28 protein-coding genes are annotated in these 22,473 nt (G+C 64.8%); 13 read left to right on the forward strand and 15 right to left on the reverse strand.

Annotated elements, in window-relative coordinates; translation table 11 throughout:
• Window positions 1-11: 11 nt before the first annotated feature.
• The 4 genes from AruPA_RS06395 to AruPA_RS06410 are packed head-to-tail and all read right to left on the reverse strand — an operon-like array spanning window position 12 to window position 2,924.
• Window positions 12-896, reverse strand: coding sequence for an S-methyl-5'-thioadenosine phosphorylase (locus AruPA_RS06395; RefSeq protein WP_265635817.1), 885 nt, complete (start codon window positions 894-896; stop codon window positions 12-14).
• The gene (locus tag AruPA_RS06400) at window positions 893-1,528 is read right to left on the reverse strand and encodes a cytochrome c1 (RefSeq protein WP_265636035.1); all 636 of its coding nucleotides are present in this window, start codon (window positions 1,526-1,528) and stop codon (window positions 893-895) included. Before AruPA_RS06400 ends, AruPA_RS06395 begins: the two co-directional genes overlap by 4 nt.
• Window positions 1,528-2,706, reverse strand: a complete 1,179-nt coding sequence (locus AruPA_RS06405) for a cytochrome b N-terminal domain-containing protein (protein WP_265635818.1) — start codon at window positions 2,704-2,706, stop codon at window positions 1,528-1,530. The genes AruPA_RS06400 and AruPA_RS06405 overlap by 1 nt, the downstream gene beginning before the upstream one ends.
• Complete coding sequence (locus AruPA_RS06410; RefSeq protein WP_265635819.1) at window positions 2,703-2,924, reverse strand: hypothetical protein; 222 nt, start codon at window positions 2,922-2,924, stop codon at window positions 2,703-2,705. Before AruPA_RS06410 ends, AruPA_RS06405 begins: the two co-directional genes overlap by 4 nt.
• 102 nt (window positions 2,925-3,026) lie before the next feature.
• Between AruPA_RS06410 and hemF the strand changes: the two genes are divergently transcribed.
• The gene (gene hemF, locus AruPA_RS06415) at window positions 3,027-3,920 is read left to right on the forward strand and encodes an oxygen-dependent coproporphyrinogen oxidase (RefSeq protein WP_265635820.1); all 894 of its coding nucleotides are present in this window, start codon (window positions 3,027-3,029) and stop codon (window positions 3,918-3,920) included.
• Between the two features lie 145 nt (window positions 3,921-4,065).
• Here the strand turns inward: hemF and AruPA_RS06420 are convergent, their stop codons facing one another.
• The 3 genes from AruPA_RS06420 to AruPA_RS06430 all read right to left on the reverse strand — a co-directional run bounded on the left by AruPA_RS06420 (window position 4,066) and on the right by AruPA_RS06430 (window position 7,121).
• The gene (locus AruPA_RS06420) at window positions 4,066-4,332 is read right to left on the reverse strand and encodes a hypothetical protein (RefSeq protein WP_265635821.1); all 267 of its coding nucleotides are present in this window, start codon (window positions 4,330-4,332) and stop codon (window positions 4,066-4,068) included.
• A 548-nt stretch (window positions 4,333-4,880) separates the two neighbouring features.
• The gene (locus AruPA_RS06425) at window positions 4,881-6,344 is read right to left on the reverse strand and encodes an amidase (protein WP_265635822.1); all 1,464 of its coding nucleotides are present in this window, start codon (window positions 6,342-6,344) and stop codon (window positions 4,881-4,883) included.
• A 627-nt stretch (window positions 6,345-6,971) separates the two neighbouring features.
• Complete coding sequence (locus AruPA_RS06430) at window positions 6,972-7,121, reverse strand: hypothetical protein (protein ID WP_265635823.1); 150 nt, start codon at window positions 7,119-7,121, stop codon at window positions 6,972-6,974.
• A gap of 61 nt (window positions 7,122-7,182) precedes the next feature.
• On the opposite strand from AruPA_RS06430, the gene AruPA_RS21780 reads away from it, so the two are divergent.
• Window positions 7,183-7,545 carry a transposase gene (locus AruPA_RS21780; RefSeq protein ID WP_408858583.1) on the forward strand — a complete coding sequence of 121 codons (363 nt, stop codon included), beginning with the start codon at window positions 7,183-7,185 and terminating at the stop codon, window positions 7,543-7,545.
• Between the two features lie 72 nt (window positions 7,546-7,617).
• On the opposite strand, the gene AruPA_RS06440 is transcribed toward AruPA_RS21780, so the two are convergent.
• Window positions 7,618-8,814 carry a DUF1501 domain-containing protein gene (locus AruPA_RS06440; RefSeq protein WP_265636036.1) on the reverse strand — a complete coding sequence of 399 codons (1,197 nt, stop codon included), beginning with the start codon at window positions 8,812-8,814 and terminating at the stop codon, window positions 7,618-7,620.
• A 12-nt stretch (window positions 8,815-8,826) separates the two neighbouring features.
• Window positions 8,827-10,158 carry a DUF1800 family protein gene (locus tag AruPA_RS06445; protein WP_265635825.1) on the reverse strand — a complete coding sequence of 444 codons (1,332 nt, stop codon included), beginning with the start codon at window positions 10,156-10,158 and terminating at the stop codon, window positions 8,827-8,829.
• Window positions 10,159-10,336: 178 nt separating this feature from the next.
• On the opposite strand from AruPA_RS06445, the gene AruPA_RS06450 reads away from it, so the two are divergent.
• On the forward strand, window positions 10,337-10,705 hold the full coding sequence (locus AruPA_RS06450; RefSeq protein WP_265635826.1) for a hypothetical protein: 369 nt from the start codon (window positions 10,337-10,339) through the stop codon (window positions 10,703-10,705).
• 37 nt (window positions 10,706-10,742) lie between these two features.
• Here the strand turns inward: AruPA_RS06450 and AruPA_RS06455 are convergent, their stop codons facing one another.
• The 4 genes from AruPA_RS06455 to AruPA_RS06470 are packed head-to-tail and all read right to left on the reverse strand — an operon-like array spanning window position 10,743 to window position 14,617.
• Entirely contained in the window at window positions 10,743-11,693 is a 951-nt protein-coding gene (locus AruPA_RS06455; protein WP_265635827.1) for a sterol desaturase family protein, read from the reverse strand.
• An 8-nt stretch (window positions 11,694-11,701) separates the two neighbouring features.
• Window positions 11,702-12,706 carry a YncE family protein gene (locus AruPA_RS06460; protein WP_265635828.1) on the reverse strand — a complete coding sequence of 335 codons (1,005 nt, stop codon included), beginning with the start codon at window positions 12,704-12,706 and terminating at the stop codon, window positions 11,702-11,704.
• On the reverse strand, window positions 12,703-14,028 hold the full coding sequence (locus AruPA_RS06465; RefSeq protein ID WP_265635829.1) for an O-antigen ligase: 1,326 nt from the start codon (window positions 14,026-14,028) through the stop codon (window positions 12,703-12,705). Before AruPA_RS06465 ends, AruPA_RS06460 begins: the two co-directional genes overlap by 4 nt.
• Before the next feature lie 10 nt (window positions 14,029-14,038).
• Window positions 14,039-14,617 carry a class I SAM-dependent methyltransferase gene (locus AruPA_RS06470; protein WP_265635830.1) on the reverse strand — a complete coding sequence of 193 codons (579 nt, stop codon included), beginning with the start codon at window positions 14,615-14,617 and terminating at the stop codon, window positions 14,039-14,041.
• A gap of 217 nt (window positions 14,618-14,834) precedes the next feature.
• Between AruPA_RS06470 and AruPA_RS06475 the strand changes: the two genes are divergently transcribed.
• Window positions 14,835-15,641 carry an alpha/beta fold hydrolase gene (locus tag AruPA_RS06475; protein ID WP_408858577.1) on the forward strand — a complete coding sequence of 269 codons (807 nt, stop codon included), beginning with the start codon at window positions 14,835-14,837 and terminating at the stop codon, window positions 15,639-15,641.
• Between the two features lie 24 nt (window positions 15,642-15,665).
• Here AruPA_RS06475 and AruPA_RS06480 read toward each other — a convergent pair whose 3' ends face one another.
• Window positions 15,666-16,094: an EVE domain-containing protein gene (locus AruPA_RS06480; RefSeq protein WP_265635831.1), complete on the reverse strand. Its 429-nt coding sequence runs from the start codon at window positions 16,092-16,094 to the stop codon at window positions 15,666-15,668.
• 8 nt (window positions 16,095-16,102) lie between these two features.
• Window positions 16,103-16,396 carry a YciI family protein gene (locus tag AruPA_RS06485; protein WP_265635832.1) on the reverse strand — a complete coding sequence of 98 codons (294 nt, stop codon included), beginning with the start codon at window positions 16,394-16,396 and terminating at the stop codon, window positions 16,103-16,105.
• A gap of 140 nt (window positions 16,397-16,536) precedes the next feature.
• Here AruPA_RS06485 and AruPA_RS06490 point away from each other — a divergent pair, with 140 nt between their 5' ends.
• The 9 genes from AruPA_RS06490 to AruPA_RS06530 are packed head-to-tail and all read left to right on the forward strand — an operon-like array spanning window position 16,537 to window position 22,473.
• Window positions 16,537-17,349, forward strand: a complete 813-nt coding sequence (locus tag AruPA_RS06490) for a heme ABC transporter permease (protein WP_265635833.1) — start codon at window positions 16,537-16,539, stop codon at window positions 17,347-17,349.
• Window positions 17,346-17,519 (forward strand): heme exporter protein CcmD, encoded by a 174-nt coding sequence (gene ccmD, locus AruPA_RS06495; RefSeq protein ID WP_265635834.1) that lies wholly within the window; start codon window positions 17,346-17,348, stop codon window positions 17,517-17,519. Before AruPA_RS06490 ends, ccmD begins: the two co-directional genes overlap by 4 nt.
• On the forward strand, window positions 17,516-18,037 hold the full coding sequence (gene ccmE / locus AruPA_RS06500; protein ID WP_265635835.1) for a cytochrome c maturation protein CcmE: 522 nt from the start codon (window positions 17,516-17,518) through the stop codon (window positions 18,035-18,037). The genes ccmD and ccmE overlap by 4 nt, the downstream gene beginning before the upstream one ends.
• Window positions 18,038-18,070: 33 nt before the next feature.
• Window positions 18,071-20,044, forward strand: a complete 1,974-nt coding sequence (locus tag AruPA_RS06505) for a heme lyase CcmF/NrfE family subunit (RefSeq protein ID WP_265635836.1) — start codon at window positions 18,071-18,073, stop codon at window positions 20,042-20,044.
• A 7-nt stretch (window positions 20,045-20,051) separates the two neighbouring features.
• Complete coding sequence (locus AruPA_RS06510) at window positions 20,052-20,612, forward strand: DsbE family thiol:disulfide interchange protein (RefSeq protein ID WP_265635837.1); 561 nt, start codon at window positions 20,052-20,054, stop codon at window positions 20,610-20,612.
• Window positions 20,609-21,073, forward strand: a complete 465-nt coding sequence (locus AruPA_RS06515) for a cytochrome c-type biogenesis protein (protein ID WP_265635838.1) — start codon at window positions 20,609-20,611, stop codon at window positions 21,071-21,073. The genes AruPA_RS06510 and AruPA_RS06515 overlap by 4 nt, the downstream gene beginning before the upstream one ends.
• Window positions 21,070-21,822 carry a c-type cytochrome biogenesis protein CcmI gene (gene ccmI, locus AruPA_RS06520; protein WP_265635839.1) on the forward strand — a complete coding sequence of 251 codons (753 nt, stop codon included), beginning with the start codon at window positions 21,070-21,072 and terminating at the stop codon, window positions 21,820-21,822. The genes AruPA_RS06515 and ccmI overlap by 4 nt, the downstream gene beginning before the upstream one ends.
• A complete protein-coding gene (locus AruPA_RS06525; protein ID WP_076454336.1) occupies window positions 21,819-21,953 on the forward strand; it encodes a DUF1674 domain-containing protein in 135 nt (44 codons plus the stop codon). The genes ccmI and AruPA_RS06525 overlap by 4 nt, the downstream gene beginning before the upstream one ends.
• 10 nt (window positions 21,954-21,963) lie before the next feature.
• Window positions 21,964-22,473: an OsmC family protein gene (locus AruPA_RS06530; protein ID WP_265635840.1), complete on the forward strand. Its 510-nt coding sequence runs from the start codon at window positions 21,964-21,966 to the stop codon at window positions 22,471-22,473.

The following is a 22,473-nucleotide window of genomic DNA, read 5'->3' on the forward strand; positions in this document are numbered from 1 at the left end:
CCGTTTCGAAATCAAGCGAGCATCCGGCCGGCTATCGCGTCCAATCGGGCAACCACCTCGGGATCGCGCGCGGCGGGCGGCGTAATGATCGCATAATCGAGCGCGTGATCGCATCCGGCCCCGCACACATGCCGTTCACCGCCCAGGCCCGGCACTACGGCGCGCACCAACCCTCGGGCTTTATCGGCATTGCCGAGCAGCACCTTCACGACCTGTTCCACCGTCACCGCCTCGTGTTCGGTGTGCCAACAGTCGAAGTCGGTCACCATTGCTACGGTCGCATAACAAATCTCCGCCTCGCGTGCGAGCTTCGCCTCCGGCATGTTGGTCATGCCGATCACTGAACAGCCCCAGCTGCGATACAAATTGCTCTCGGCCCGTGTCGAAAACTGCGGTCCTTCCATCGCCAGATAGGTCCCGCCGCGCGTCACCGGCAGGCCCAAATCAGTCGCCGCACGCTCCAGCGCATCGCCGAGCCGCCGGCAGACCGGGTCCGCCATCGACACATGCGCGACACAGCCGGTGCCGAAAAAACTCTTGGCCCGCGCGAAGGTCCGGTCGATAAATTGATCCACGATCACGAAATGTCCAGGCGGCAACTCGCCCTTCAGGCTCCCCACTGCCGAGAGCGACAGAATGTCCGTCACGCCGGCCCGCTTCATCACGTCGATGTTCGCGCGGTAATTCAGATCGGTCGGCGACAGTTTATGCCCCCGCCCATGGCGCGGCAGAAACACGACGGACACGCCCTCCAGCGTGCCGAACAGCAGCTCGTCCGAAGCCTCGCCCCAGGGGCTCGAAACCCGCTGCCAGCGCTGATCCGCCAGCCCTTCGATGTCATACAGGCCTGAGCCGCCGATGATCCCGATCACCGGCGCCCGTACGTCATCGCTCATCGCGTCATCCTCGTCGCCATCACCAGAAACCCGACCACGCCGAGCACCAGTAGAAATAAAATTGCCCGCAGCCCGGTTGCCTTGCGCTCATCGAGCGTCGGGTCCGCCGTCCAGGCGAGAAACGCCGCGACGTCATGCGCCATCACCGGCACGCTCGCCGCCTTGCCATCAGCCAGCATGACGGACCCCGGCTTTAAAGACGGTGCCATCGCAATCTGGCCGCCGGGATAGGCGATATTGTAATAATGTCCCGGCAGCATCGTCATGTTCGGCAAAGCGGTTCGATAGCCGGTCATCAAATCGAACACCGCCGATGCGCCATGCCGATGCCCGGCTTCGTACAGCGACAGATCCCCGGCAACCGCGCCGCCCGCTTCCGGCTTGGTAACCGGCTTGCCCTTGGCCAGAAGCGCGGTCACCTGCGCAGGCGTCAGTCCCAGCGTCTGTAATTCATTAGGCGAAACCAGATTCAAACTATGGCAACGCGCGCAATTTGCCTGATAGGTGGCAAACCCGATTTGCAGTTCGGCCTTGTCGAACCCGCCGAACCAGGACTGGAAGCCGAACTGCGGCGCACCCGCAAACGCCACCGCCGGCAGCAACACCGCCAACGCCAACAGGATCGCCCGCATCACGCGACCCCCATTGTCGTTACCGCACGCGGCCGTTCGAACATCGTCACCAACGGCGTCACCACCAGAAAATGGATGAAAAACCAAATCGTCGTCAGATCCACCACCACCGACCATATGCCGCCCGCGGGCGCCGCCGCAGCGATCGCCAGCACCGCCACGTCCAGCGCCAGTGCCACGACGAACGCGGCATAAACCGGTCGCGCGCCACCGGCCGCGCCCGCACCGCGATCGAGCCAGGGCAGGGCGCCCATCAGCACCAACGCCAGAATTGTCAGAAACGCGCCGCCACCGGGCGTCACCCCGGCCCGCGCAAATCCATGAAACACCAGCAAATACCATGGCGGTACGGCTTGCAACGGCACTGCCAGCGGGTCCGGCAGGATCGGACCTACCGGATAACCCAGACCTGGATCGACCGTAACGATCAACGCGAAGATCAGCGCGAACAGCAGAAACGCGCCGAACAACTGCGGTGCATAGGCAGCGCGCGGCACCAGTCGCCCCGGTTGGGGCGGTGCGACCCGCACGGCGGTGTAGCCCAGCGCTGCGATCAGCAGCACCAAAAACCCGATCGCGACATGCGCCATTGTCATATGCGCGATGCTGGTTGCCCTCAGCCCATCGCCGCCCAGAAAATCTTGCGCCGCCGATGCCCCGATCACCGGGACAGCCGCGACATGCGCCGCCATCGCCAGCATTGCCGCCTGTGCATCCGGCCCGCCGGTCATGGCAAATCCGTAGAACCCGACCACCAGGAACGCGGCGAAGCGCACGATCTCGATCACCCAGGCCAGTTCGCGGCGGTTTCGATATGCCGCGTGATAAATCCCGTGAAACAGCGTCCAATACACGACGATGAACAGCATCGTTGCGCCATCGCGGTGCAGATCGACCATCAACCACCCGAACGGCACATTGCGCGCGTATTCGACCATCGACAACGCCGCCCCCCCCGGCGTCGGCACATAGGCCAGACCGAGCCAGATGCCGCTCAGCGTCAGCACCGCCAGCGCCACGCCCACCATCGCGCCGAATGAACACGCAAACGGCAGATTGTCGGGCACCTGATGCTCCTGCCACAGCGTGCGATACCACGCTGTGACCGGCAATCGTGTCTCCAGCCATCCCGACGACGGCCGTGCGGCACCGCTCAGGCCTGATTGCGCATCACTCATGAATGCAACCCTTTCAGCATCGCGGCCGGCCCTTTGGCCACCGGTGCCGCGCTCATCGCTGCGGCCGGCGGTCGCAGCGCCGCCGCGAATCCCCAAACCAGCGCCAACACGCCCACCAGCACCAGCCCGCCGAACAGGATCGGCAGAAACGGTCGCCGCTCCTCATCCAAATGTGCTCCGTGTCCAGGCCCACCCGCGCCCGCGCCGATTTCAGCCATCGATACCCTCGTTCATTCCATTGTATTGCGCCGCGATAGCTCCTCGCATGACCCCAAACGGCCGAAATTTCAATACCGCGCGAATCGGCTATAACGGCAGGCATGACCGCAGCACGCCCCGCCATCCCCCACGAATCCCTCAAACCCGCCGCCGCGGCCTGGTTCGCCGAACTGCGCAACCGCATCTGCGCCGCCTTCGAATCGATCGAAGCCGACTATGCCGGCCCCTTGGCCGACCGCCCCGCCGGCCGCTTCACCATCACGCCCTGGACGCGCGAGCCCGACGGCAGAAACCACCTCGAAGGTGGCGGCGAAATGGGCGTCATGCGCGGCCGTGTATTCGAAAAAGTCGGTGTCAACATCTCGATCGTCGGCGGCACCTTCAGCCCCGAATTCGCAAAATCCATCCCCGGCGCCGCGGAAGACCCCCGCTTCTGGGCGGCCGGTATCAGCCTGGTTTCGCACATGCACAGCCCGCGCGTGCCCGCCGCCCACATGAACACCCGCATGATCGTCACCTCCAAAGGCTGGTTCGGCGGCGGCGGCGACCTTACCCCCCTCCAGCCCGGCACCGAAGCCGCCCGGTCCGATGCCGCCACCTTCCACGCCGCTTTCCAGCACGCTTGCGATGCCCACAACCCCGAATATTATCCAAAATTCAAAAAATGGTGCGACGAGTACTTCTTCCTTCCCCACCGCAACGAAACCCGCGGTGCCGGCGGTATTTTCTACGACTATCTCGAATCCAACCCCGAAGCCGATTTCGCCTTCACGCGTGACGTCGGCCTGGCCTTCCTGCAATCCTACCCCACCATCATCCGCCGCCGCATGAACGAGGCCTGGACCGCCGAAGAACGCGAAGCCCAACTCATCCGCCGCGGCCGCTACGTCGAATTCAACCTCCTCTACGATCGCGGCACCACCTTCGGCCTTAAAACCGGCGGCAACACCGAAGCCATCCTCATGAGCATGCCACCCGAGGTGAAGTGGCCTTAGTTTAGGGGCGGAAAGGTTGAGAAAGTCCCTATTGGCATAAACCGTCTCCGGCCAGAGCTCGGCGAAGACGTGGTCGATGGGATTGAGCTCGCGGCCATAGGGCGGCAATACCGGCAGCGTGGTACGTTTGGCGTGAGTGACGCCATTAATGGCGGGTTTTTTGTGGCTGGATGTATTGCACCACGATGTTGCCCGGCCTGACCGTTGGGCATAGCTGCCGTTTGATCCAGATGGTGCAACTAGCAAGGTTGATCGGCTGTCCGAAAACGAACGGCGCATCGACCCGATCGCAGCATGATGATGCGCTGAAAATCATCGTGTTACAGTGGCCATAAGGCACCTTTGCATTCAGACGCTGCCCGGCCACACCCAGCCGGGCGAGGGCGCCATATTGTTTTTGCCCAGGTCTCATCGACAAAAATCAAAACTGCCGGATCAACCCGCTTTTGATATTTTTGCCACCGCTCGCGATGTCGTGCGACCCTGGAGGGCGCGGCTCCGCCGGCAGAACACCTTTGCATAAAGCGAAGCCATTCCTGGTGAACAAAGCGCCAGAGCCTAACATAGTCCACGTTCACGCCAAATTTGGCGGACAGTTCTGTGACAAGCCCGCGAAGCGTACAGTCAGGCGCGGCCTGGGCAATCAGTCAGGCGCGCACCGTACAGGTTAATATACGAGGCTTGCGGCCATCGATTTGTGAGGGCGCAACACTGCCGATCTCGCGCTGGTGGCCGCACCAAAAACGCGTTCACGTAAGTCCATCGAATAGGACTTCGCCACCCAGTGCGGGTTTCGAAATCCAGGAGTGAGCTTGAATTACCGTTCAAACCACGCCCGAATCCCCCCAATCGAACCAGATCGAGGTCATCGTGCTCTGGTGGGTCCAAAGCAGAGCCGCCGGTTCCACTCACGGAAGTGCCCGCCGCGCCCGGCACTTAGCCGCTCGTCCCCGCAGCGGGTCATGCAACGTCTTGAAAGCCTGGGGAGGTGCTGAGTGCGGGCGCCGTGGTCAGTTTGGCGATGTCAGGGGTGGGGCGGGCGAGGTTTGGGTTATCGGCGCACAAGGTTTCAATCGCGCTGGCCACGGCAAGAGTTCTGGCATCGGTATGGCGGGCGGTGATGATTTGTACGCCGAACGGCATGCCATCGGCATCGCGCCCCAGTGGCAGCGACAGCGAGGGGTGGCCGGTCAGTGTTACGGCGTAGGCCAGGGCCAACCAGTGATAGTAGGATTGGGTTGCGACGCCGTCGATCTGGGCGGGGAACAATTCGCTCCAGGGGCGTGGCGTGATGGTTACGCTGGGTGCGATCAACACGTCGTATTGGCCGAAAAACTGTTGCCATGCCTGGTACATCCGGGTCTGGATCACCATTGCCCGCGCGACATCGGTCGCGCTGTAGCGCAAGCCCTCCTCGACATTGGTGCGCACGTTCGGCCCCAGCCGATCCGGGTTGGTGTGGTAGGTCGCACCGAATCCGGCGAGGAAATTGACAGCCCGTAGAATGGCGAAGGCCTCATCCGCGCCGGCGCAATCGGGTGTTGCGGCCTCGGCTGCGCCGAAGAGCGGCGCCAGCAGGGCCGTCTTGGCAGCGAAGGCCTCGCGGACCGCCTTTGCAGTCGGCGCGAAACCGAAATCCGGCGTGAACGCAACGCGCAGCGTGCCGAGGTCGACCGCTTGCCGTTGCAGCGCTGCGTCGGGAAACGCCAGCATGTCACGCGTGTCGTAATGCGTGATTGCGCCGAGCATCAAAGCCAGATCCGGCACGTTACGCGCCATTGGCCCCAGGACCGACAGGGCGGATGAGCCGAGCAGCCGTTTTTCGGACGGCACCAGCCCCGCCGAAGGCCGCATGCCGACGATGCCGCAGAACGAGGCCGGGTTGCGCAAGCTGCCGCCCATGTCCGAACCGGTCGCGAGCGGCACCATTCCAGTCGCCAGCGCCACCGCCGATCCACCGGATGAACCGGCCGCCGATTTCATCGGATCGAACGGGTTCCCGGTCGCGCCATAGACGGCATTGCGCGTATTGGCACCGGCACCGAACTCCGGCGTGTTAGTCTTGCCCAGCACGATGCCGCCGGCCCGGCGGATATTTGCCACCAGTTGCTGATCCGCCTTCGGCACATGATCGCGGAACATTACGCTGCCGTAGGTGGTGCGCAACCCTTCGGTGTCTTCGAGGTCCTTTACGCCGATCGGCAGGCCGTGCAGCGGACCGATCGCTCCGCCCGCCATGACCGCTGCCGCGGCCGCGATCGCCGCCGACCGGGCACGCTCGAAATCGCGCGCGACCATTGCGTTCACCGCGTGATCAACCGCCTCGATCCGCGCGATGCAACTGTCCACAAGCTCAACCGGCGAAAGCCGCCGCCCGCCGATCAGGTGCCGCGCTTCGGTCGCTGTCAGGTCACACGCTTGCATGGATAAGTCCTCGGTTGGGTGATGAAGAAGACCAGAGGCTCTGCCCCTTGACCCCGCCAGAGGCGGAGTCTTTAAGTTCCGTCAGAGCATGAACGAAAACGATAGTTAAACGATTTCAGTGTGTTGTCATTCAGTCGGTCTCAACAACGGAGGGATTCACGATGGCCTCGATGAAAACCGCTCGCAAGCGATACTGCCGGGTCGAGCTTCGCTATGCAAGCAATCTCACCAACGCGGATTAGTCATTGCCCGATCGGTTCATGCCGGCGCCATGCGCTGGGGCGTGTCGTCAATTGAGGCAGATGGCTATAAAGGCCGAGTAGAGGGCGGCGGGGAAGTTTCGGGCCGTTTTGCCGGCGGCGTGCGGCAGTTCGATAACGCTGCCGTTCCACGAACAGGCGATTAGCCGCCGCCCTGACACGACATGGCCCTCCAGGCCCGGCAGCGGATCGCGAATGCGGTCCCATTGCTCATCACGCAGGGCGTCGCGGCGCTCGGGTCAACCTGGGCATTGGTTGACCGGCCCGCAATCACGCCAGCGCTTTCATGGGAATCCCCTGAATGACGCCACGCCCTGGCTCCCGCAAGGCTGAGCAACAGACTTGCAGCCTTCAAGAGACCTTTTGATCAACTGCGCGGTTGCGGATCAGACCTGGCGCTTTTTGCTTCGGCGAGCACACGATCGAACATGGCCGCAAAAATGTGCGTATCGCCCGGCCAGCGCGCCGAGATATATTTACCGTAGCGCACCACCCACGCGGGGGCTTCATCGCGCAATCTGTCGCGGGGCAGCTCAGTCGTCTTTTTCGCCAACGCGGGTGCGCCCTTCGGAACAGCGATAAAATCGCCCGCACTCGCGAGCGCGCGCAAACACGGGCGCGACGTCGTCGACCAGAGTCGTTCGCGGCTGCCCAAACTCGCCGGCCCATTCGATGAAGCCGAAGCCGATGTGCGCGCCGACATGGACTCCCCCCCCCGGCACCGGGCCAAAATCCATTCAGCCGACGCGTTGTACAGGTTAAATGGCGAAATCAAACCCCGCGCCGATGCCGTTAGAATCGCCTCCAACGCAGCCCCCGTCGTCAGGCTTATCGGAGCGCTTTTGCTCGAACAAAACGAGGAATGGGCGGAGCTGGCGAAGGTTTTAACGGTGAAGCCGGTGGAAAGCCAGCGGAGGGAAAATAGGACGCCCGACACATGACACGGGAAACCACCTCCGTCGCTGGAATGGCTCCGTAGAGATAGCCCCTCGCCTCACTTGCTTTTCAACTCATCAAGCCCGCAACAGCCCCCCCATGGGGGGCGCGTCGCTGCTGTTGGGAAACACGCGGGCGAGGGCGGCGGGCGTGAGGTGGAACTGGGCCTGGATGACGCCTTTGGCGAGGCTGCGGATGTCGGCGGTGGGGGCAAGGTCGCGGTTCTGGAAGAGTTTGGTGGGGTTGAGGCCGGGCCAGGTGGTGCGGATTTTGCCGCCGGCGACGCGGCCGCCGGCAAGGAAGGCGACGGTTGCGGTACCATGATCGGTACCGTGGGTGCCGTTGATGCGGGCGGTGCGGCCGAACTCGGTCATGACCAGGATCGTGGTGCTGGCCCAGGCCGGGCCCAGGGCGGTGCGCAGGGTTGCGATACCGGCATCGAGATCGGCGAGCGGGGCGTGGAGCAGGTTCATCTGGTTGCCGTGGGTATCCCAGCCTTCGAGCTGGAAGGCGGCGATGCGCGGGCCGCCGGGGGCGGCGAGCAAGGTGCCAGCGGCGCGCGCAAGGGTGGGGAAGCCGTGGGCCTGGGGAGGCGGCGCCATGGTGTGGTCGGTATCGTCATCCATGGATGGAGCATCGAGGGTGGCGTGATCGAAGCGGGCGGCGCGCAGACCTTCCGCGATGGCGGGGCCGAATGCCGGATCGGGCCGGTTGAGGGCGGCGATATTGGCGTAGAGCGCGGGTGAGGGTTTGGCGAAGCCGGCCGGGGCGTAGGAGGCGACAGGCGTGGCGCCGCGCAACAGTAAGGGCATGCCCATACCGACCGCGAGGCCTTGGCCGGTGACGCCGCCAGACGGAAGTTCCGCGATCAGGCGGTTGAGCCAGCCGGAGGTGATGCCGACCTGATCGATGCCGGTCTGCAGGAAGTCCTGGGCTTCGAAATGACTGCGCGTGCGGTAGGGGCCGGCGATGGCGTGGACCGGCAGGACTTCGTTTTTCTGATAGAGCGCGTGCAGGTTTTTCAGCGCGGGGTGGAAGGCGAAGAAACCGCCGAGGTCGAGCAGGGCGGATTGCGGCGGCACCAGGGCGGCGCGCAGGGATTGCAGGTTGGGATCGCCGTAGGGCACGACGGCGGCCATGCCATCGAGCGCGCCGCGCAGCAGCACGACGACGAGGCGTTGCTCGGTCGGGGCACTGGCGAGGGCGAGTTTGGCGCGGCCGGCGGCGGCGATCGTGGCGAGGCCGAGCAGGCTGGCGCGGCGGGTGAGGGCGATGTTCATCGCAACCTATCTCCTTTGGAATTCGGGGGCGGCGAACAGCATGGCCAAGGCTTCGCGCGGCGAGCCGGCGGTGGCGATGGCGGTTTCGGTGGCCGGGCGCAGCAGGGGGCCGAGCGTTGAGCGGGCAATATCCATCGGTGGCGTGCTGTTGGCGCGGGCGGCGGCGGTGAAGCCGAAATCGACCCGGGCGAGCACCGCGTCCGACCCGGTCCAGTCGGCCCCGTGATCGGACCAGCCGTTCGGCAGCGGGGCGGCCCAGAGCGGTTGGCCGAGTTTGCGGAGCGTGCCGAGGTAAAAGCCGACCGGGGCGTTGGTGATGCGGGCGGCGCGGGCGAGCGAGATCGTGTAGTCGAATGGTGTTTTGATTTTGGTGAGCGGCTGCCAGGCGGCGGGCAGGTCGATCAAAGCGGCGGAGGCGGCGCCGAGGTCGCCTTTGGTGTCGGTGAGGACTGCGGCGAGGTGGTCGACCGTGGCCTGGGGCGGATGATCGCCGCAGAAATGCCAGGCGAGTTTCGTCGCGAGGGATTGGTAGGTGGTGGGGTGGGTGGCCAGGAAGCGCAGTGCCGCGATGCCGCCTGCCTCGCCGGGCGGGAATTGATGACCGAGCACGGTTTGCGGGCCGGGTTCGTGCGCGAAGGGGCGGAACATGAACCCGGTCGGTTGGTTTTGCGGGTTGACCGACCAGCCGGTGAGCAGCTTGGCCATGTTGGTCACGTCGGTCTGGGTGTAACGGGCGCGCAGGCTCACGGTGTGGAGTTCCATGCATTCGCGGCCGAGGTTCTCGTTCAGGCCCCGATGAAAGCGCAGGCCGGCGCGGCTGTTCGGGCCGACCGAGAAAGCGTTGGCGAGGTAGAGCAGCATGGCGGGATGGCGTTCGGCGGCGAGCACCATGTCGGTGAAGTTGCCGGTTACGTGCGGGCGGATCGCTTCACGCATGAACGGGCCGACCAGGGCTTCGACGCCGCCCTGGCGGATCGAGGTGGTGAAGTGATTGGCCCAGAACCAGACCAGGCGTTCGCGGAACGGGGCGGATGTGTTGATCGTCCAGTCGAGCTGGGCCTTGGCATCGCCGAGGAACATCGCGCGGCTTAGCGGTTTGAAATTGCCCTTGAGGGGTTTGCCGGCGGCGAGGATGCGCTTGCGTTGCACCGCGTCCGTGCGGCGGGCTTGCAGCGCATCCGCCCCGCTGGGCAGGTTGGCGAAGGAAGGGTCGGCGAGGGCCGGGTCCGGCCCCTTGAGCTGGGCGTGCAGCCAGTCGCGCGGATTGGTGCTGGCCGGCGCAGTGCCGCCGGCACCGAAGCCGAAGCGGATCATGGCGTGGGTGATGTCGCTGTCCATGGGAGACGCCTAGCACTCGGGTGCGTAGCGAAGTGTTGCAAACTGCGACCGTGCCGTATCATCCGCATCGGGTCGTTGACCGCTGGGGAATTTTCCGTCCCGACTTTGAAAGAAGACGGTCTTTGTAAACTTTTCCGAGTCTTTATCAGACGGTACGGACAATGATACGAGCTAGCGCATGACGATTGCCCTGGTTTTCCTGCTCCTGGCCGCCGCACTGGGCGGGTATTTGTCGATTGGCTATCTGCGCGGCACACCGCCGCCGGCCGCGGGGTGGATGTTGGGCCTGGTGCATGGCGTGGTAGGTGCCGCCGGGCTGTTGGAGCTGGTGATCGGGCTCGATCGGCATCCGCCACCGGCGGCGGATGGGGTGGCGGGGTTTGGCGTCGGCGCGGAAGCGTTGCTCGGGCTTGCGATTTTGCTGGGGCTGCTGGTGATCATGGCGGCGTGGCGGGGCAAGCGTTTGTCGGGCGTGGTGATTGGCGCACATGCGAGCGTGGCGATCACGGCGATCGTGCTGGTGTCAGCGATCGTGGCCCTGGGCTGAGGTCTGCGGCGCGGCTTTGAGGCGAAGCGCTGCTGGCTTATCCGCGCAATGCCCGAACGGTGTGGGCGATGCCCGACCATTGCTGGGCCAGATAAGTCCCAGTGGCCATGGCTTCGGGGGCGGTCGGATCGCCGGTGGGCGTTGGAGGCCGGGCGAAGTCGGCGGTTTTGAAGATGATATCCCAGAGCGGGAAGACGGCGCCGTAGTTGCAGGATTTCTGGCCGGCGGCGAGGATGCCGTGGTGGGTGCGGTGAAAGCGTGGCGAGACGAGCAGGCGATCGCCGATTTTACCGAAAGACAATGTCGTGTTGGCGTGGCTGAGGCTTTCGACGAAGCGCAGCATCAGGATCAGCAGCGGGAACTGCAGGGGTGGGATGCCGATCAACAGGCCGATGAGCATGAACCAGAGGAAGCTCAGGACTTCATCGATGACGTGGTTCCGGTCGTCGGACCAGAAGGTCATCTGGCGCTGGGCGTGATGGACCGCGTGGAGCGCGTACCAGATCGAGAACCGGTGCGAGAGACGGTGGCGCCAGTAATCGGTGAAATCGAGGATGAGGGCGTAGAGCGCGAAGGTGACGACGGGGTGGCCGAACAAGGCCGGGATGATGGTTTCGAGCATCGGCGGCACATAGCCGCGGTCCGCGAGGAAGCCATCGAGTTGAACCTGGGCGGCGTAGAACAGCACGAAGGTCATGATGGGAAGGACGCCGACACGCGCGAGGAAGGTATAGAACACGTCGACCAGGACGGGTTTGCTCGTGGTCCAGCGTTCCAGCGGGTGGAAGCGTTCGAGCGGGACGCAGACGGCGTAGGCGAGGATCATCTGCGTGATGCCGTAGACCGCAACGAGGGTCCAGCCGAAGGACAACTCGCTCCATTGCATGAGACCGGCGCGGTAGAGGAGGGGCAGGACGGCGGTTTGCTCGATCCAGCCCGCGACGTCGTTGAACGGGTGGGCGGGTACGTGCGAGAGAACCTGTGCCATCATTTGCATCAGGCGAGGCGCATTGCGGCGAGGGCCGGCCGGTCGGTCAACAGGGTGGAGATGAAAATGCCGTGGGGCGAGCGGCCGACGCTGATGTGGTCGGTGGCGCCGGTGACGGGGTCGTGGACGGCGACACGCGACGCGAAGCGCAGCGCGATCCAGAGTTTGCCGTCGGGCGCGAAGCACAGATCGTCCGGGCCGCCGGGCATGGCGATACGCTTGACGAAGCCGAGGGTCCTGGCATCGAGCACCGTGAGGGAGCCGGCGACGCGGTTGGTGACGTAGAGCTGGGTACGATCGGGCGTGAGGAAGATGTTGTGGGCACCCTTGTCGGTCAGGATGGTGCGGGTGATGCGGCCGGTTGCGGGGTCGAGCACGGCGACATGATCGCTGCCCATGATGGCGGTGAGGACGACGCCGTCGTGCCACATGACGCCGGCGGGGGTTTTGCCGACTTTGGTGGTCCAGCGCGGGGTCATATTCGCAAGATCGATCGCGACCAGGGTGCCGCTGTCCTGCATCGAGACGAAGACGGTCCTGGAATCGGGCGTGTAGCTGAGGTGCGAGGGCATCGATCCGAGTTTGAAGCGGTGCGCCAGGGTGAGGCTGGCGGCGTGGTAGACATCGACGTGGTTGAGGCGGAGGCAGGTGATGGTGAGGTACGTGCCATCCGGGCTGAACCAGAGCTGGTAAGGGTCGGGGATGAGTTTATGGCCGAGTTCCGTGCCGGTCGCGGGGTCGAGAAAGAAGAGGGCGTTGCCGGAGGAATCGGCGATCAGCAGCTTTTTGTGATCGGGCGTGAGGGCCCAGTGGCTCGGTTCGCGGAAGGTGGGCTCGTCGCGCAGGATTTTGCGGGTGGTCATGTCGATGACCGAGACGGTCGCGCCGCCGGAATTCAGGACGATGGCAATGGGCGGCTGCGCCGCCGATGCGGCGCGCGCGCGCGTAGGCAGGGCCAGCAGGGCCGGTGCGGCGAACAGTGTGCGGCGGGGGAGCGAGGCTGGACCGGTCATGTGGGCGGCGGGCTTTCATCGGGGTTCACGAAGACCGCGCGCGCCCAGGTGAAGAACACGAGGCTAGTCGTTGCGATCAAAGTATTGTCAGTGAAGGATTGCACGGCGAAGGCGAGAAAGACAAGCCGGATGATGCGGCGCTGGGCTGTCGGCAGAGCAGCGCTGCCCCGCCATAGCCAGAGGGTGAGCATGGCGAACAGCAGGAGCGCGCCAAGCACGCCGCCTTCCACCGTGATGCGCAGATATTCGTTGTGGGCCGCGTTGGTGCCGAGCAGGCGGCCGATGTGCGATTTCATCGAGACGACGACTTTGCCGGCGCCGACGCCCCAGCCGATCCAGGGGGAATGGCGGGCGGCGGCTTCAAAGAAGGGCCAGATCAGCTGGCGGTTGGACAGGCTGGCGGCATCGCCGAGGTTGATCAGATCGACAATGCGGATGATCCGCAGGGCGGAGGCGGCCATCAGCACGATTCCGAGGCTGGCGCTGCCGAAGGCGAGGATTGCGAAGCGGCGGGCCGGGGTGAGGAAGGGCGAAGGTGTGATCAGCAGTGTAGCGAGGGTGATGAATCCGGCCATGGCGAGCGGTGAGCGGGCGCCGGTGGCGATCAGGATGAGGTAGTTTACGGCGATCCAGAGCATGTGGCGGGAATTGCCGTTGCGCAGATATTCGATCAGGCCGGCGAAGATGGCGATCATCGCGAAACCGCCCAGAAAGGCGGGGGCGCTGGAGGCGGCGAGGCGGATGGCGCCGAGTTGGGTGCTGTAAAGCGGGCGGATGCCGGGGGCGGCGAGGGCGATGCCGAAGCCGACCGTGACGGAGGGACCGATGATGGTGCAGCGGATGATGGTGGTACGCATCGCCGCGCTGAGGCGGAGGTAGCCGGCAGCGAAGGGGGCAGCCGAGCCAATCAGCGAGCGGAGCGAGGCCATCGGGGTCAGGCCGGGCCAGAGGCCGTGGATCGCGCCATCGATGAACATGACGATGAAGGCATAGGAGGGGTTGAAACGGTCGGCGCGCGGGCCGGTGCGCAGGGCGGCGAGGGCGATGATCAGCAGGCCGGCGGATTTGAGGAGGGCGATGATGAGCTCGTGTGCGCCGATCAGGTCGGACAGCCACATCTCCGGGGTGGTTTCGACCAGGATCAGCCAGAGCGCCATGGCGGCGACCGGGCGGGCGTAGGCGATGGTGGCGGCAACGGCGAGGGCAAGGGTGACCAGGAGCGGGATGATCAGCGGCGGCATCAGCCAGACGATGGCGCCGACGCCGAGCAGGGCGGTGATGGCAGCCGTGGCGATCGGGTCGCGCCGGGCAATTGTGATCATGGCGGGGCGATCATGGGATAGCGGTGATGGTGTAATGCTCGTCGGGCGCCGCAGTCTGAGCCTGGATGGTGAAGCCGGCGGCGGCGAGTAATGCGGTGGCCGTTGCGGGGGCGGTGCGGCGACTCAGTTTCGCACCCATGGCACCGGCGCCGGCGGGGTCGTATTCCGCGATGAACAGGATAGCGTGGGGCGGCATGATCGCGTGCAGGCGGCGCAGGGCGGTGGTCGGGTCGTTCATGTGGTGCAGCGCATCGGTCAGCATGACGCGATCGGGCGGTGCTGGCAGGGGCGGCAGGGCTTCGGCGGTGCCGGTGATGGCGTGCAACGGCAGCGCGCGGTTGGTGGCTTGTTCGTTGATGTGGGCGATACATTCGGCATCGGGGTCGATCGCGATGATCCGGCCGCCGGGGACGACCAGGGCAGCGTATTCGAACGAGAGCGCGCCCGAGCCGGCACCGATGTCGAGCACGATCATGCCCGGGGCGATGCCGGCGGCTGCGGCCCAGCAGGCGGCGAGGTGGCGCTTCTGCGCCTGGCGGGTGATCAGGCGGGCGAGGCGGGTGGCGTCGGCTTGCATTGCGGGGTTCATGAGGTGACTCTAGCTTGGTGGGGATTAGTTTCAAGCGAATTCAACTTTAAGGCGAGGGTAAGGATGAGGAAGGATCGGGGTAGACTTCTTTTTTTGAAAAAAAAGAAGCAAAAAAACTTTATTTGTCTGGGCCCATGCCGGTGAAACCGCCCATGCCCCCGAGTCAAAAAGTTTTTTGCTTCTTTTTTCCAAAAAAGAAGTCTTTCGCTTGCCTTTCTTGCCGCTGGACGCGCGGCTGATGCGCCTCCAGGCAACCATCACCGGCACGGGGCCGGATGTGGTGTTGTTGCACGGCCTGTTCGGCTCGGGCCGCAATCTGGGCGTGATCGCGCGCGGTTTGGCGGGGCGGTTCCGGGTGATTGCGCTCGATGCGCGCAATCATGGTGCGAGCGGTCATGCCGCGGACATGCGGTATGCGACGATGGCGGCGGATGTGGCGGAGACGATGGCGGCGCTGGGGGTGGGGCGGGCGCGGGTGGTCGGGCATTCGATGGGCGGCAAGATCGCGATGATGCTGGCCTTGGTGCATCCGGCGCTGGTCGAGCGGCTGGCGGTGCTGGATATTGCGCCGGTCGCGTATGGGCATGAGCATGATTTGTTTGTCGCTTCGATGCGGGGCTTGGCGTTATCGCCGGATTTGACCCGGCAGCAGGCCGATGCGGCGTTGGCGGGGGCGATCCCTGATCCGGCGTTGCGGGGGTTTCTGCTGCATAATCTGGTGCTGGGTGCCGCGCCGCGCTGGCGGTTGGGCCTGGATGAGATTGCCGGGGCCATGGGCGATCTGGTTTCGTGGCCGGAGGGGGTGGCGGGATCGTATCCGGGGGGTGCGCTGTTCTTGCGGGGGGCGCTGTCGTCTTATGTGCCGGCCTCGGCATATGGTGCGATTCGGCGATATTTTCCGGCCGCGATGATCGAGACCATCGAGGGGACCGGGCATTGGCTGCATGCGGAGAAGCCGCAGGCGGTGGTGGCGGCATTGGCAGGGTTTTTGGGGTCGGGGCGCGCGATTCCGGCCGAGCCATGATATCGCGCGCACCGGGTGGGTGCGTCAGGCGCGGTAGCCGCCCAGTGTGCAGATATGCGCCCAGTGTTCGGGGCTGATCGGGCAGACCGACAGGCGGGACAGGCGGATCAGGGCGATGCCGGCGAGGGCGGGGTCGGATTTGATGGTGGCCAGGGTGACCGGGTGGGGCAGCGGGGCGCGGGCCTGCATATCGACGGCGACCCAGTCCTGCGGTTTGGGCCCGGGCTCCATGCTGGGGTCGGGGTAGGCTTCGCGCACAATCTCGACCACGCCGACGATCTCGCGGCCGATGTTGGAGTGGTAGAAGAAGGCGAGATCGCCCAGCCGCATGGCTTTGAGGTTGTTTTTCGCCATGTGGTTTCGCACGCCGGTCCAGGGCTCGATGCGGTTGGCGACCTGCTGGTCCCACGAGAACGCATCGGGTTCTGATTTGACCAGCCAGTAGTTGGGCATCGGGCGGCTCAGGGTGTGATGGCGCCGTCGCGCACGACGGTGCGGAACGCGCGGATTTCGACGCGATCGAACAGGCGGGCGCGGGAATAGGGGTCGTTGGCGACCAGGGTTTCGGCCATCGCGCGATCGGGCACTTCGTAGATGATGGTCGAGCCACAGGGATTGCCGTCGTCATCGAGCAGAGGACCGCCGAAGACGATGTTGCCGGCGATTTCGGTGAGGTAGGCGATGTGGTCCGGCCTGGTCTGTTTGCGGATGGGCAGACCATCGGCGCGGTCGTGGGCGATCAGGATGAATTGCATGGCGATATCCTTTTATTTTCGGTCACGCCGTGTTTGCCACGATTGTATGATATATAACAACGCCAAGATGTGATCGGCATGGCCGGCGCAAACGCGGCAAAGGGGATGGCAAAGCGTCGGTTTCGTATTAGACCTTGTGCATGGGACGGACAGGAATGCCGGATTACACCGGAGATATCGCGGCCAGACCGATCGGCGCACCGCAGTCGAAGGCGGGGGCTTGGCTGCATCGCTTTGCAAATCCGGGACGGTTCCAGCGCCTGGTGCAACCGGTTTTGCCATGGTTGACGGTGGTGGCCTTTCTGACCACGGTTATCGGCTTGGTGTGGGGGTTTTTCTACGCGCCGGCGGACTGGCAGCAGGGCATCGCGTCACGCATTATGTATGTGCATATCCCGTCGGCCTGGGTGGCGATGAACGGGTATGCGGCGCTGGCGATCTGTTCGCTGCTGTCGATCGTGTGGCGGCATCCGCTGGCGGATATCGCGGCCAAGGAAATCGGGCCGGTGGGGGCAGGATTTACCGCGCTCTGCCTGATTTCAGGCTCGCTGTGGGGACGGCCGGAATGGGGGACATACTGGGTTTGGGACGCGCGGCTGACCTCGGTGCTGATCCTGTTGTTTCTGTATCTCGGGCATATGGCGCTGATCCGCGCGTTCGATAATCCGCAACACGGCTATCGGGCAGCGGCGATTCTGGGGCTGGTGGGTGCGGTCAATCTGCCGATCATCGTGTTCAGCGTCTACTGGTGGAACACGCTGCATCAGGGTAATTCGATTTCGGTGACCGGGCCGTCGAAAATTTACGTGACCATGCTGTACCCGCTGATCGTCTGCACGATCGGATTCTATCTGGCGTTCGCGGCGATGTGTCTCGGGCGGATTTCGAGCGGGATCATGGAGAACCGGGCGCGCGCGCTGCTGCTGGCGCAGGCCGAGCGGGGTGATGCATGATTAAACATGTCATGCCCTATGTAGCTGGCAGTTATGGGGCCACCATTCTGATTCTGGGGGGTTTGTCGCTGACCTCACTGCTGCGCTATCGCGCGGCGCGGCGGCGGCTGGCCGCGGTGGAGCCCCGCGGGCGGCGGAGGCGGGATGCGATGCAGGATGAACAATCATGATGAATCGCAAGACGCGCCGGTTGTGGCTGGTGATCGCGTGCGGCGCGGGGGTTTCGTGCGCGACGGCGCTGATGCTGGTCGCGTTTCGGTCCAGCCTGTCGTTTTTTCTCTCGCCGCAGGAGGTGGTCGCGAAACATCCCGCGCCGGGCATGGTGTTCCGCCTGGGCGGGGTTGTTCAGGCCAATACCGTCGTGATGGGCACGCGTGACAACCGGCCCTACACGACGTTTCGGATCACGGATGGCCAGGCCTCGATCCCGGTGGTGTTTACCGGTGTGCTGCCCGGGCTGTTCCGCCAGGGGCAGGGGGTGGTGACGGTGGGGGCGATGGCCAAGGGCGATCGGGAATTCGTGGCCAGTACCGTGCTGGCGAAGCATGGTGCGAGCTATATGCCGGCGCCGGTCGAGCAGGCGTTGCGCAAGGCGGGCAAGTGGAACCCGAAATTTGGGCCGGCACCCAATGCGGCAACCTGGGATGACAAATCACCGCGCACCATCGAGGCTGATAACAATGGATGATCGATCGATCGCACCGACCCGCGGGTTGACGCCGTGATCCCCGCGCTGGGTCATTTTGCGCTGGCGCTGGCGCTGGCGATTGCCGGGGCGCAGGCGGTGATCGGGCTGTTCGGGCCCATGCTGCGGGACCGGATGGTGCTGCGGGCGGCGCCAGCACTGGCTATCAGCCAGTTCATCATGCTGGGTCTCGCGTTTGCGGCGCTGGTGTGGTCGGGCGTGGTGTCGGATTTCACGGTGCGCAATGTCGCCGAATTTTCATCGAGCACGACGCCGCTGTTTTACCGGATCACCGGCACCTGGGGCAATCATGACGGCTCGATGCTGCTGTGGTGCCTGATATTGTCGCTGTGCGGCGCGACGGTGGGGGTGTTCGGCAACAATATTCCGACCAGCCTGCGCGCCCGCGTGCTGGGCGTGCTCGGGCTGGTTTCGGGCGGGTTTTTGCTGTTCACGCTCGCCGTATCCGACCCGTTCCGCCGGATCTGGCCGCCACCGCTGCATGGCGCGGGGGTGAACCCGATTTTGCAGGACCCGGGGCTCGCGGTGCATCCGCCTATTCTCTACACTGGTTATGTCGGCTTTTCGATCGCGTTTGCCTTTGCGGTGGCGGCGTTGATCGAGGGGCGGGTCGATGCCGCCTGGGGGCGCTGGGTGCGGCCGTGGACGCTGGTGTCTTGGATCTTCCTGACCTGCGGCATTTGTTTCGGATCGCTCTGGTCGTATTACACGCTGGGCTGGGGCGGGTTCTGGTTCTGGGACCCGGTCGAGAACGTGGCGTTGCTGCCTTGGCTGACCGGCACCGCGTTACTCCATTCCGCGATCGTGGTCGAGAAGCGGGAAGCACTGAAAACGTGGAGCGTGCTGCTGGCGATCGCGACGTTTTCGCTCAGCCTGTGCGGCACCTTCCTGGTGCGCTCGGGATTGTTGAACTCCGTGCATGCGTTCGCGGCTTCGCCGAACCAGGGCCTGTTCATTCTGGTACTGCTGGCGCTGACCATCGGCGGGTCTCTGCTGTTGTTTGCAATCCGCGCGCCGGTGCTGGCGGCCACGGGGATATTCGCGCCGGTGTCGCGCGAGGGCGCGCTGATCTTGAACAATGTGTTCCTCTGCATCATCGCGGCGGTGGTGTTCACCGGCACGATGTATCCGCCGTTCGTCGATCTGGCGTTCGGGATGCAGATTTCGGTGGGCGCGCCGTTCTATGACCAGGCGGTGTTGCCGATGGTCGCACCGCTGATCCTGGCGATGGCGGTGGGACCGATGCTGCCGTGGAAGCGCGGCGCGATCGGGCCGGCGCTGGTCAAGGTGTGGTACGCCGCCGTCGCGGCGCTGATCGTGTTCGCCTATTACGCGTTCCAGCGCCATTTTATTGCCGCGCTCGGGCTGGCCGGTGCGGTGTGGGTGATGATCGGCGCGTTGATCGACATCGGGGAGCGGGTGCGGCTGTTCCGCGTGCCGCTTGGGCAATCGTTCGCGCGGCTGGGCACGATCCCGCGGGCGTCGGTGGGTGCGGCACTCGGGCATTTCGGGTTCGGGGTGGTGGTGCTCGGCATCGCGGGGATGACGTTGCGGGTGCATGACGTGACGGTCCTGCATCCTGGCCAGTCGGTTGCGCTGGGCGGGTTCAACTGGAAGCTCGATTCGATCGTGCCGGCCACCGGGCCGAATTATACCGCCCGCAAGGCGACGATTACCGTGACGCGGCATGGCAAGCTGGTGATGGTGCTGAAGCCCGAGCGGCGCTATTTCACGGCGCAGAAGGTCAAGACCGTGGCGGCGGCGATCCGCACCAATGGCGTGCGCAACATGTTCGCGACATTTGCCGGCGAGGATAATTCCGGCGGTGGCGAGTTCCGGTTCAATGTGCACCCGTTCGCCCCCGAGATCTGGCTGGGGGGGTTCATCATGGCGCTGGGCGGAGCGATTTCGTTGAGCGACCGGCGGTTCCGCATCGGCGCGCCGGCGCGGGCGAAGTTACGCAAGCCGGCCGGTTCGGCCACGGTCTAGCGGCGTCATGGCCACGATGCTGACCCGACGGCTGATGTTCGGCCTGCCGCTCGTTGCGGTGGCGGCGGGGGGTGTTGCATCCTATGCGCTGCTGGAGCGGATGGGGCGGGGGACATATAATCCGCAGGCGTTCAACAATCCCCTGGTCGGGCACAAGGTGCCTGATTTTTCGCTGCCGGGGCATGACGGGCACGCCGGGTTCGACCAGGCGGCGATCATGGCGCAGAAGCGGCCGTTGCTAGTGAATTTTTTCGCCTCCTGGTGTGTGCCGTGCGTCGAGGAAGCGCCGTATCTGGATGCGATCGCCAAATCCGGGCTGGATATCTGGGGCATCGCTTATCAGGACAAGGCGGCCGCACTCGATCTGTATCTGGCGAAGAATGGCGATCCGTACCGACGGCTGGCGAGCGATGCGGAGGGGCGGGTTGCGATCAACTGGGGGGTGTACGGCGTGCCGGAGAGTTTCCTGATCGCGCCGGGCGGCGAGGTGCGCTGGCATACCGCCGGGCCGCTGTTCCCGGAGATCATCGAGGATCAGCTCAAGCCGGCGCTGCAGCGGCTGACATGAAACGCCTGGTGGTCATGGCGCTCGTCGGGCTGGGTCTGGCGCTCGGGATTGCAGCGGCTGACACACCCACCACGATCCGGCGCGACGGGGTGGTGCTGACGATTCCGCAGGAAAAGCGGGCCGAGGTGATCGGCGATCGCCTGCGGTGCCTGGTCTGCCAGAACGAGACGGTGGAGAATTCGCAGGCCGGGCTTGCCAAGCAGTTCCGCGGCATCATTCGCCGGCGGGTGGTGAAGGGCGAGACCAACCAACAGATCATCGATTTCATGGTGCATCGCTATGGGATTTTCGTACTGCTGAAGCCGCCGTTGATCCCGCTGACCTGGCTGCTGTGGTTTTCGCCGGCGATCGCGCTGGCGTTGGGCCTGCTGGTGCTGCTGTTGGCGCGCCGGCGTAGACAACAGGGGCCACCCCCGCTTTCGCCCGACGAGCATGATCGTCTGAAGGAATTGCTGTCGTGATCTGGCTATGGATGGCGGTGCTGTCGCTGGTGGCGGTGGCACCGGTGTTGGTTATATGGCTGCGGCGCGGCACCATCCGGTATCGGCGCGATACGGCGGTGGCGCTGCATCGGTCCCAGCTCGACGAGATCGAGCGCGACCGGGTGGATGGGCGGCTGCCCGAGGCCGAGTTTCAGGGCGCGAAGCTTGAGGTGCAGCGCCGGCTGCTGGTGGCGGACTCGATTCCCGAGCCGGCGGCGGATGGGCAGGCACGCGGCCTGCTGATTGCGACGCTGGTGGCGATTCCGGTCGCCGCTGTGGCGTTGTTCGTGCCGGGCGGCTTGCCGTTCGTACCATCGGAGCCGCATTCGGCAGTGCTGCACGCGCAATCGGCGGCGCGGGCGCAGGATGATGCGCTGATTGCGAAGCTGGAGCAGAAATTATCGCAGATTCCCCCGCATTCCGAGCAGGCGCGGCAGGGGTATCTGCTGCTGGGCCAGGCGCTGGTGAGCCAGAACAAACTGGCGGCGGCGGCGAAGGCGTGGACCGTCGCGTTGGGGCTGAAGTTCAACGCGACCCTGGCGGCGGAGACCGCCGAGGCGGAGACCGAGGCGGCGGGGCATGTGACGCCGACGGCACTGAACCTGTTTCATCAGGCGCTGGACAAGGCGCCGGCGAATGCGCCGTGGCGCTCGCTCGCCGAACAGAGGCTGCGCGAGGCGGCGGTAACCTTGCCGGCGCCGCAGGGCGATGCCACATCCAAACCATGACCGAAACGACGAAACCGACCGAGACCAAACCCGAACCGAAGCCGATGCCCAAGGAGATCGGTGGCCCGAAAGGCCCGGAGCCGACGCGGTACGGCGATTGGGAACGCAACGGGCGGTGCACGGATTTCTGAGCGTTCGTCGATGAGCCGGGTGCATCAGTATCGCACCCGCCTGCACTGGACTGGTAACGCCGGTTCCGGCACCAGCGCCTATCGCGCCTACGGACGTGATCATGCGGTGGGGGCTGCCGGGCGGCCTGATTTGGCGCTGTCGTCCGACCCGGCATTTCGGGGTGATCCGGCACGGTGGAACCCGGAATTGTTGCTGCTGGCGGCGATATCGTCGTGTCATCAACTCTGGTATCTGCATCTGTGCGCGGAGGCCGGTGTTGTCGTGCTGAATTATGAGGACGATGCCGATGCGATCTTGACCGAGGAGGCGTCCGGCGCGGGGCAGTTTACTGCCGTGACGCTGCGGCCGCGCGTGACGATCGCTGCGACATCGGATGCGGCGGCGGCACTTCGATTGCACCATGATGCCAATGCGATGTGCTTCATCGCGCGCTCGCTCAACCTTCCGGTGCATCACGAACCGTGCATTGTGCGGGCGGATGCGGCGGATATTCATGAAACTTTAACTTCTAGGATTTAG

Source organism: Acidiphilium sp. PA (assembly GCF_026191915.1).
Classification (GTDB): Bacteria; Pseudomonadota; Alphaproteobacteria; order Acetobacterales; family Acetobacteraceae; genus Acidiphilium.

What these genes read in the sequence shown, in the direction of transcription:
- AruPA_RS06405 (WP_265635818.1), bottom strand. Translation starts at nt 2,706, where the DNA reads ATGAGTGATGCGCAATCAGGCCTGAGCGGTGCCGCACGGCCGTCGTCG.
- AruPA_RS06450 (WP_265635826.1), top strand. Translation starts at nt 10,337, where the DNA reads ATGACGATTGCCCTGGTTTTCCTGCTCCTGGCCGCCGCACTGGGCGGG.
- AruPA_RS06455 (WP_265635827.1), bottom strand. Translation starts at nt 11,693, where the DNA reads ATGGCACAGGTTCTCTCGCACGTACCCGCCCACCCGTTCAACGACGTC.
- AruPA_RS06445 (WP_265635825.1), bottom strand. Translation starts at nt 10,158, where the DNA reads ATGGACAGCGACATCACCCACGCCATGATCCGCTTCGGCTTCGGTGCC.
- AruPA_RS06515 (WP_265635838.1), top strand. Translation starts at nt 20,609, where the DNA reads ATGAAACGCCTGGTGGTCATGGCGCTCGTCGGGCTGGGTCTGGCGCTC.
- AruPA_RS06460 (WP_265635828.1), bottom strand. Translation starts at nt 12,706, where the DNA reads ATGACCGGTCCAGCCTCGCTCCCCCGCCGCACACTGTTCGCCGCACCG.
- ccmE (WP_265635835.1), top strand. Translation starts at nt 17,516, where the DNA reads ATGATGAATCGCAAGACGCGCCGGTTGTGGCTGGTGATCGCGTGCGGC.
- ccmD (WP_265635834.1), top strand. Translation starts at nt 17,346, where the DNA reads ATGATTAAACATGTCATGCCCTATGTAGCTGGCAGTTATGGGGCCACC.
- AruPA_RS06480 (WP_265635831.1), bottom strand. Translation starts at nt 16,094, where the DNA reads ATGCCCAACTACTGGCTGGTCAAATCAGAACCCGATGCGTTCTCGTGG.
- AruPA_RS06465 (WP_265635829.1), bottom strand. Translation starts at nt 14,028, where the DNA reads ATGATCACAATTGCCCGGCGCGACCCGATCGCCACGGCTGCCATCACC.
- hemF (WP_265635820.1), top strand. Translation starts at nt 3,027, where the DNA reads ATGACCGCAGCACGCCCCGCCATCCCCCACGAATCCCTCAAACCCGCC.
- AruPA_RS06395 (WP_265635817.1), bottom strand. Translation starts at nt 896, where the DNA reads ATGAGCGATGACGTACGGGCGCCGGTGATCGGGATCATCGGCGGCTCA.
- AruPA_RS06420 (WP_265635821.1), bottom strand. Translation starts at nt 4,332, where the DNA reads ATGAGACCTGGGCAAAAACAATATGGCGCCCTCGCCCGGCTGGGTGTG.
- AruPA_RS06510 (WP_265635837.1), top strand. Translation starts at nt 20,052, where the DNA reads ATGGCCACGATGCTGACCCGACGGCTGATGTTCGGCCTGCCGCTCGTT.
- AruPA_RS06470 (WP_265635830.1), bottom strand. Translation starts at nt 14,617, where the DNA reads ATGAACCCCGCAATGCAAGCCGACGCCACCCGCCTCGCCCGCCTGATC.
- AruPA_RS06400 (WP_265636035.1), bottom strand. Translation starts at nt 1,528, where the DNA reads ATGCGGGCGATCCTGTTGGCGTTGGCGGTGTTGCTGCCGGCGGTGGCG.
- AruPA_RS06485 (WP_265635832.1), bottom strand. Translation starts at nt 16,396, where the DNA reads ATGCAATTCATCCTGATCGCCCACGACCGCGCCGATGGTCTGCCCATC.
- AruPA_RS06490 (WP_265635833.1), top strand. Translation starts at nt 16,537, where the DNA reads ATGGGACGGACAGGAATGCCGGATTACACCGGAGATATCGCGGCCAGA.
- AruPA_RS06530 (WP_265635840.1), top strand. Translation starts at nt 21,964, where the DNA reads ATGAGCCGGGTGCATCAGTATCGCACCCGCCTGCACTGGACTGGTAAC.
- AruPA_RS06410 (WP_265635819.1), bottom strand. Translation starts at nt 2,924, where the DNA reads ATGGCTGAAATCGGCGCGGGCGCGGGTGGGCCTGGACACGGAGCACAT.
- AruPA_RS06425 (WP_265635822.1), bottom strand. Translation starts at nt 6,344, where the DNA reads ATGCAAGCGTGTGACCTGACAGCGACCGAAGCGCGGCACCTGATCGGC.
- AruPA_RS06525 (WP_076454336.1), top strand. Translation starts at nt 21,819, where the DNA reads ATGACCGAAACGACGAAACCGACCGAGACCAAACCCGAACCGAAGCCG.